Genomic DNA, 7030 nt, shown 5'->3' on the forward strand with positions numbered 1-7030 from the left:
TAGTATATGTATATCATACCGCGTTTAGCCTTCTTTGTCGACTACGGTACCTAAATCTTTTCCGCTGGCAGCAGCGACAATATTCCCAGGTACATCAATATTGAATACGACAATGGGAATATTATTGTTCATGCACAGCGTCGTTGCCGTTGCATCCATGACCTTCAGTTCTTTGTTGATGACATCCATGTAGGACAGGTGACGGAACATTTTGGCCTGTGGATTGATTTTGGGATCGCTGTCATATACGCCGTCTACGCCGTTTTTCGCCATCAAAATCGCATCGGCTTCTATTTCCGCTGCCCGCAGTGCTGCCGTCGTATCTGTAGAAAAGTAAGGATTGCCCGTTCCGGCACCGAAAATAACGACCCGGCCTTTTTCCATATGGCGAATAGCCCGGCGGCGAATATACGGTTCTGCTACCTGCTGCATGTTGATAGCCGTCTGTACGCGCGTTGCTACGCCGTTATTTTCCATGGCATCCTGCAACGCCAGGGAATTCATGACCGTAGCCAGCATGCCCATGTAGTCGGCAGAAACTCGGTCCATTCCTTTGGCACTGCCTGACAGGCCGCGCCAGATGTTGCCGCCGCCGACAACAATAGCCACTTCAATACCGGCTTTGTTCACTTCTACGATCTGTTTGGCAATCTTTTCCACTGTACCCGGATCAATGCCATAGCCCTTATCCCCGGCCATGGCTTCACCGCTTAACTTCAATACGATACGTTTATATGTCTTCGTTCCCATCAATATCCTCCTGCCTGCATGACAACTATTAGAAAATAAGAGAACACGAAAATGGTGTTCTCTTATCAAATCTTATTTAGCTTGTGCCATTACTTCAGAAACGAAATCATCGTTGCGTTTTTCCATGCCTTCGCCCAGTTCATAGCGAGTATACCGGCGAACGTCAATTTTTTCACCGATCTTGGCGATATGTTCCGTAATTACCTGTTTAATGGTCTTATCCGGATCTTTAATGAATTCCTGGTCGAGGAGGCAGTTTTCTTTATAGAATTTTTCAATACGGCCAACGATCATTTTTTCAACGATCTTTTCCGGCTTGCCTTCGTTCAGAGCCTGCTGACGAAGAACTTCTTTTTCATGTTCCAATACGTCTTCCGGAACTTCTTCCCGTTTCAAATATGCCGGCTTTGCAGCAGCGATCTGCATAGCAATATCTTTGCAGAGGTTTTTGAAGTTGTCTGTCTGGGCAACAAAGTCTGTTTCGCAGTTTACTTCAACGAGAACACCAATACGGCCATTGCCGTGGATATAGGAATATACAAGTCCTTCTGCTGCAATACGGTCTGCTTTTTTAGCAGCTGCAGCCAGGCCTTTTTCGCGAAGGAAATCAATCGCTTTTTCCATATCGCCGTTTGTAGCGGCCAGTGCTTTCTTGCAGTCCATCATACCTGCGCCAGTTTTTGTCCGTAAATCTTTTACCATGCTTGCTGTAATAGCCATTTGCAATATTCCTCCTAAACATAATATACGGTTTGAATAAAGGTAAGGAATGAATCACTCCTTACCTTTACTATACCAGGCCATTTAATTCTCAAAGAACTATCGTTCTTATGCTTCTTCAGCAACCTGTTCTTCTTCAGCAGCAGCGCCTTCTTCAGTCTGTTCGCCCTGATTGCCTTCCAGAACAGCGTCAGCGATTTTACCGGTCAGCAGTTTTACGGCACGAATAGCGTCGTCATTTGCCGGAATCGGATAATCGATGAGATCGGGATCGCAGTTCGTATCAACGGTTGCGATAATGGGAATGTTCAGTTTCCGTGCTTCAGAAACAGCAATTTCTTCTTTTTTCGGATCAATGATAAACAGAGCATCCGGCAGTTTTTTCATTTCTTTAATACCGCCGAGGTACTTCTGCAGTTTTTCCATTTCATGTTTCAACAGGGTAACTTCTTTTTTCGGCAATACGTCAAACGTACCGTCTTCAGCCTGTTTTTCCAGTTCTTTCAGGCGTTTTACCCGTTTTTCAATGGTCTGGAAGTTGGTGAGCATACCGCCGAGCCACCGTTCGTTAACGAAGAACTGGTTGCACCGTTCAGCTTCGGTTTTGATCGTTTCCTGAGCCTGTTTCTTCGTGCCGACAAACAGTACTTTGCCGCCTTCTGCAGCCAGGTCGCGTACGAAGTTATACGCTTCGTCCATTTTCTTTACCGTTTTCTGCAGGTCAATAATGTAAATGCCATTGCGTTCGGTAAAGATAAACCGAGCCATTTTCGGGTTCCAGCGACGGGTCTGATGACCAAAATGAACGCCTGCTTCCAACAACTGTTTCATTGATACTACTGCCATAATTGTAATTCCTCCTGTTTTTACCTCCGTCCGGTCATTGGCCGCAATCACCGGAATACTCCGGCACAGTTACGGTCTCACCAAACGTGTGTAGTGTAATAATATTGGTACATAACCTTGCTTATTATAGCATATGGACTGCATTCATACAAGCCATTTCTGCCATATGGCGGGTAAATATTTTTTCTGCCTGTCTGCGTTTATTCCAGAATGTACACCGGAACCATGCGGCGGCCAAAGGCCATGCAGGCCTCATATTCTTCCATGCACAGGTCAATGCGGTTGCCCAGAATGTCTCCGCCCGTATCTTCCGCCGTAGCTACGCCATAGCCGGGAATAAACACGCGCGTTCCCAGGGGAATGACATTGGGATCGACAGCGACGACGCCATGGCGCGCCCAGGTCCCCATTTTCGTAATGCCTTCTCCATTGCCGTCAGTCGGCAAATAGGCCGTTGCTTCCATGGTAAAGACTTCTTTAAACTTCGAGACCGTGCCCGTATTAATTTCTACAGTTTCCTTCGTGCCTACGTGCCGGATCAGAGGCTTCATTTCCGTAATCAGCGTCGTCGAGACATGCTCCCGGCCGACTACCTGGCCGTCGAGGCTGACAATATTGGTCTTTACCCGCTTGCGGCCGTTCTGGCCGGCCTGCAGTACTTTTTCTTCTCCCTTGCCGAGCGTTTCATCAGGAATACTTTCAATGGCAAAGGGAACGACTTCATCTTCTGTAATTTCTTTCCGGGACAACGTGCCGATGCGAATCGTCATGCCCGGCGTAACAGCCGCCGTTCCGTCGCCGTATGGGCGATATGCAGCCGGATCGTAGCCATACTGGCTGGCCACATCCTGAACGGTCTGCTTGGCAGACTGAACAGTTTGTTTTTGATTCTTGTGTTCCAGTACGACCGGCACAGCTCGCCGGACCGTCACGTGCGACCCTTCTGTCAGCTCAGGCGTCGTCATATCAATTTCATCATGCGGGCCAATGGCAATATTATGCTCACGCATCAGTGCTTCTTCGTTAATGGCGTGGGTATATACGGAACGGGTCACGCCATCTGCCTGGAATGTAACCGACTTGCCTTTATCGATAAATCCAGTCAGGGAAACCATGATCAGTAAAGCGATGAGCGTAAGGTACATTCGAGTAATGGGCCCTTGATATCGTTTATTCATCAAATCCCTCCCAACTTGGCTCAATTCTACCAAAGCTGGACAGGGCTGTCAATTTTACCTGGTTGACAAACAGAGGTTTATATAGATAGTTTGCCGTCTTGCGGCGAATACCTCATGTATCCTGGCAAGGGAATCATTCCCGCCGCTGTGCCTGATTTCCAACATTTTAATAATTCATCTCATTCTTTCGCAGGCTAAACGAAAATTTCATGAAAAAAAACGTCTCTTTCACACGGAAAAGAGACGTTTTTTCGGGCCCTTAGAATACCTGACGGGTACGTTCTTTATGTTTTTTCAGCGGATTTTTTTCTTCCGCTTCACGCTGCAGCATTTCCTGGGCATTAATCGGTTCATCTGTACGGGTATCGGCAATATACCGGTACGTACCGTCCGAATTCATTTCATAAGCCTTGACATTATCGTTGAAATACAGGTTCAGAATGCCTTTAATTCGTTCTTTGTGGGGCTGGAATTCGACAGGAATCATCAGTTCTACCCGTTCATTCAGATTCCGGGGCATCCAGTCAGCCGACGAAATATAGACGTCTTCCCTGCCGCCGTTATAGAAGTAGAACAGGCGGCTGTGTTCCAGGAACCGGCCGACAACACTGTGGACTTTGATGTTTTCACTGATGCCCGGCAGGCCTGGCCGCAGAACGCAGATACCGCGGACGATCAGATGAATCTGCACGCCTGCTGCCGATGCTTCGTACAGCTTGGCAATGACATCCTTATCCAGAAGAGAGTTCATCTTGGCTACGATAACGGCCTTCTTCCCTTCTTTAGCCTGCTTCGTTTCGCCTTCGATTTTTTCATAAATCTTTTCGCGCAGGTTCAGGGGCGCTACGGCCAGCTTGTTCCACTGCGGGGGATCGGAATAGCCCGACAGGAGGTTGAAGAACGCCGATGCATCGACGCCAATGAGCGTATTGGCCGTCAAAATGCCGACGTCCGTATAAATGCGTGCCGTTTTGCCGTTGTAGTTCCCTGTAGCCACATGGACGTAGCGGCGAATGCCTTCTTCTTCCCGGCGGACAACCAGGGTAATCTTGGAATGGGTCTTCAGGCCCATAATGCCGTAAATAACGTGGCAGCCAGCCTGTTCCAGCTTGCGGGCCATGAAGATATTGTTTTCTTCATCAAAACGAGCCTTAACTTCCATAAGAACCGTGACCTGCTTGCCGTTTTCAGCTGCTTCTGCCAGAGCTGCAATAATAGGCGACTTGCTGCTGACGCGGTATAGGGTCTGCTTGATAGCCAGTACGTTGGGATCGGTAGCAGCGAGCTTGATAAAGTGTTCTACTGTGGCAAAGGTTTCATAGGGATGATGAACCATGACGTCCCGCTTGGCAATAGCCGACCAGAAATCCGGCGCGTCAATGGCAGCCAGTTCAGACGACGGCTGCGGGAATGCCGGCGCATAGCGGAGGTGATCATAGCCGTCAATGCCCGTGAAGGTGAAGAATACCTTGCAGTCCAGAGGACCGGGAATCATATAGATGTCTTTTTCTTCCAGCTGCAGTTCGGTCCGCAGAAATTCCCGGATCATCCGGCTCGACGATTCGCCCAGTTCCAGGCGGACAGCTGCGCCTTTACGCCGTTTTTTCAGGGACTTTTCCACTTCGACGAGCAAGTCTTCTGCATCATCATCAATGTCCAGATCGGCATCGCGGGTAATGCGGAACGGAACCGTTTCCAGAATATCGCAGCCCAGGAAAAAGCGGTCTGCAAAGGCACCGAGCACATCTTCCAGGAAGATGAATTTTTTATCGCTTCCCGTATTCGGCACTTCAATAATGCGGGAAATAACCGGTGACGGCACAGGCAAAATAGCCGTTTTAACTGAAGTATCGCCCTGCTTTTTGCGCAGCAGTACAGCCAGATTCAGATGAAGGCTGGACAAAAAGGGGAACGGATGGCTGGAATCGACAGCCATAGGCGTAACGACAGGATAAATTTCCCGTTCAAAGTAGCTTTCCAGCCACTGGCGCTGATCTTCATTCAAGTCGCTGACGGGAATGAAGTGCAGCCCTTCGCCCTGCAGCTTGTCCTGAATGGTCCGATAATACTCGTACTGCTGGGCTACCTGGGCATGAACCATCTGCTGAATGGCTTCAAACTGTTCCTGCGGCGTCATGCCGGCAATATCAATATGTTTGACACCGCTTTCAATCAGGTGCTTGACGCCGGCAACGCGAATCATGAAAAATTCATCCAGATTCGACGCGGCAATGGCAATAAAATTCAGCTGTTCCAGCAGCGGATTAGACGGGACAAGGGCTTCCCGCAGAACCCGTTCATTAAATTTAATCCACGTACATTCGCGATTTAAATAATTCTCAGAGTCTGTAAAATTCACACTACTCACCTATCCTTTAATCAATTTCGGCGTAATGCCAAATACTTCAGCAAAATTAACGGCTGTCTTCATAAATGTCCACCGTTCCAGAGAAATATCCAGGGCCGCATGGTAGTGAACAATGAGCTCATTGCCGTCAAATTCCGGCTCAATGCGGGAAATTTTCCCCAAATGGCTTTTATCCAGCGAATCGGCCAGCCGGAAGATGGCAACTAACTTGGCCGTAATGATTTTCTGCTCTGCCGACAGGCGGTTGTAGTTATCCTGTGATTCCTGCCAGATGCCGCTGTTGGCATAATAGGCAATATTGGCCAAAATCTCTTTTTCTTCATCTGTAATGCCGAATAAATCCGTTTCCATAATCAAGTGATACGTACACGTATTATGTTTGCGAATGTTGATAAACTTGCCCGTTTCATGCAGAATCGACGCCAGATGAAGCAGGTAGCCCGTACGGTAAGGCAGACCGATTTCCCGATACAAGATGGTAAACAATTCACTGCTGAATTCTTCCACCTTTGATGCATGTTGGGGATCATAGCCGTATTTTTCTGCCAGTCTCCGCGTCAGATCCAGCAGCAGCCCCCGCTGATGCGTCAAATAGCCGTTTTCTGTCTGTTCGGCTACATAATACATGGAGTACCCTTCTGTAAAGGTCGTTCGCATGACGACGAGAAGGCTGACATCCATGCTGCGCAGCAGTTCGTAGTACAGCAGCAGCGTCGGCATGATAATATTGGCCAGATTTTCCGACAACTTATACCGCTGCATGAGTTTAAAGGGCGTAACGCCATGGAAGGAATGGATAAATTCCTTTAATTCATCGGCCCGAATCAGACGGATCCCATCCACTTCTTCTTTATGCATCAAAGAGCTGATCAGCGATGCTGCCCGGCCGGACAGGACGATATACTTGATATTTTCCTGGCGAATACTGGTCCACAACGGCGACAGGGACCCGTGAATATATTCCTGAACTGCCGTCGGGAAGGTCAGTTCTTCGCGCTGCTTTTTCTTAAAGTTTTCCAGAATTCGCAGCGAACCTAAGTGAACATTGCGCTGAAAGATCAGCTGATCTTCTTTCCAGCAGGTCAGGCCCACGCCGCCTGACGTAATATCGACGAGCAGTACGGGATGATTGGCAAAATTGAATTTTCCCTTTAATACATAATAATAT

The 7030-nt window shown here is 48.2% G+C and carries 6 protein-coding genes; all 6 read right to left on the reverse strand.

Annotated elements, in window-relative coordinates; all coding sequences use genetic code 11:
* Nucleotides 1-24: 24 nt before the first annotated feature.
* Complete coding sequence (gene pyrH, locus Q3886_RS07160) at nucleotides 25-750, reverse strand: UMP kinase (RefSeq protein WP_301860600.1); 726 nt, start codon at nucleotides 748-750, stop codon at nucleotides 25-27.
* A 72-nt stretch (nucleotides 751-822) separates the two neighbouring features.
* A complete protein-coding gene (gene tsf / locus Q3886_RS07165) occupies nucleotides 823-1470 on the reverse strand; it encodes a translation elongation factor Ts (RefSeq protein ID WP_301860603.1) in 648 nt (215 codons plus the stop codon).
* A gap of 108 nt (nucleotides 1471-1578) precedes the next feature.
* Nucleotides 1579-2316 carry a 30S ribosomal protein S2 gene (gene rpsB, locus Q3886_RS07170; protein ID WP_301860604.1) on the reverse strand — a complete coding sequence of 246 codons (738 nt, stop codon included), beginning with the start codon at nucleotides 2314-2316 and terminating at the stop codon, nucleotides 1579-1581.
* Nucleotides 2317-2516: 200 nt separating this feature from the next.
* Complete coding sequence (locus Q3886_RS07175) at nucleotides 2517-3494, reverse strand: G5 domain-containing protein (RefSeq protein WP_301860606.1); 978 nt, start codon at nucleotides 3492-3494, stop codon at nucleotides 2517-2519.
* 259 nt (nucleotides 3495-3753) lie between these two features.
* Nucleotides 3754-5853: a polyphosphate kinase 1 gene (gene ppk1 / locus Q3886_RS07180; RefSeq protein ID WP_301860608.1), complete on the reverse strand. Its 2100-nt coding sequence runs from the start codon at nucleotides 5851-5853 to the stop codon at nucleotides 3754-3756.
* 9 nt (nucleotides 5854-5862) lie between these two features.
* A partial coding sequence (locus Q3886_RS07185) for a hypothetical protein (protein WP_301860610.1) occupies nucleotides 5863-7030 on the reverse strand: 1168 nt, incomplete at its 5' end.

Source organism: uncultured Megasphaera sp., from assembly GCF_958350005.1.
Taxonomy (GTDB): Bacteria; Bacillota; Negativicutes; order Veillonellales; family Megasphaeraceae; genus Megasphaera.

Bases quoted from the DNA above. Each gene is read 5' to 3' on its own strand.
- pyrH (WP_301860600.1), bottom strand. From the start codon at position 750: ATGGGAACGAAGACATATAAACGTATCGTATTGAAGTTAAGCGGTGAA.
- tsf (WP_301860603.1), bottom strand. From the start codon at position 1,470: ATGGCTATTACAGCAAGCATGGTAAAAGATTTACGGACAAAAACTGGC.
- rpsB (WP_301860604.1), bottom strand. From the start codon at position 2,316: ATGGCAGTAGTATCAATGAAACAGTTGTTGGAAGCAGGCGTTCATTTT.
- Q3886_RS07175 (WP_301860606.1), bottom strand. From the start codon at position 3,494: ATGAATAAACGATATCAAGGGCCCATTACTCGAATGTACCTTACGCTC.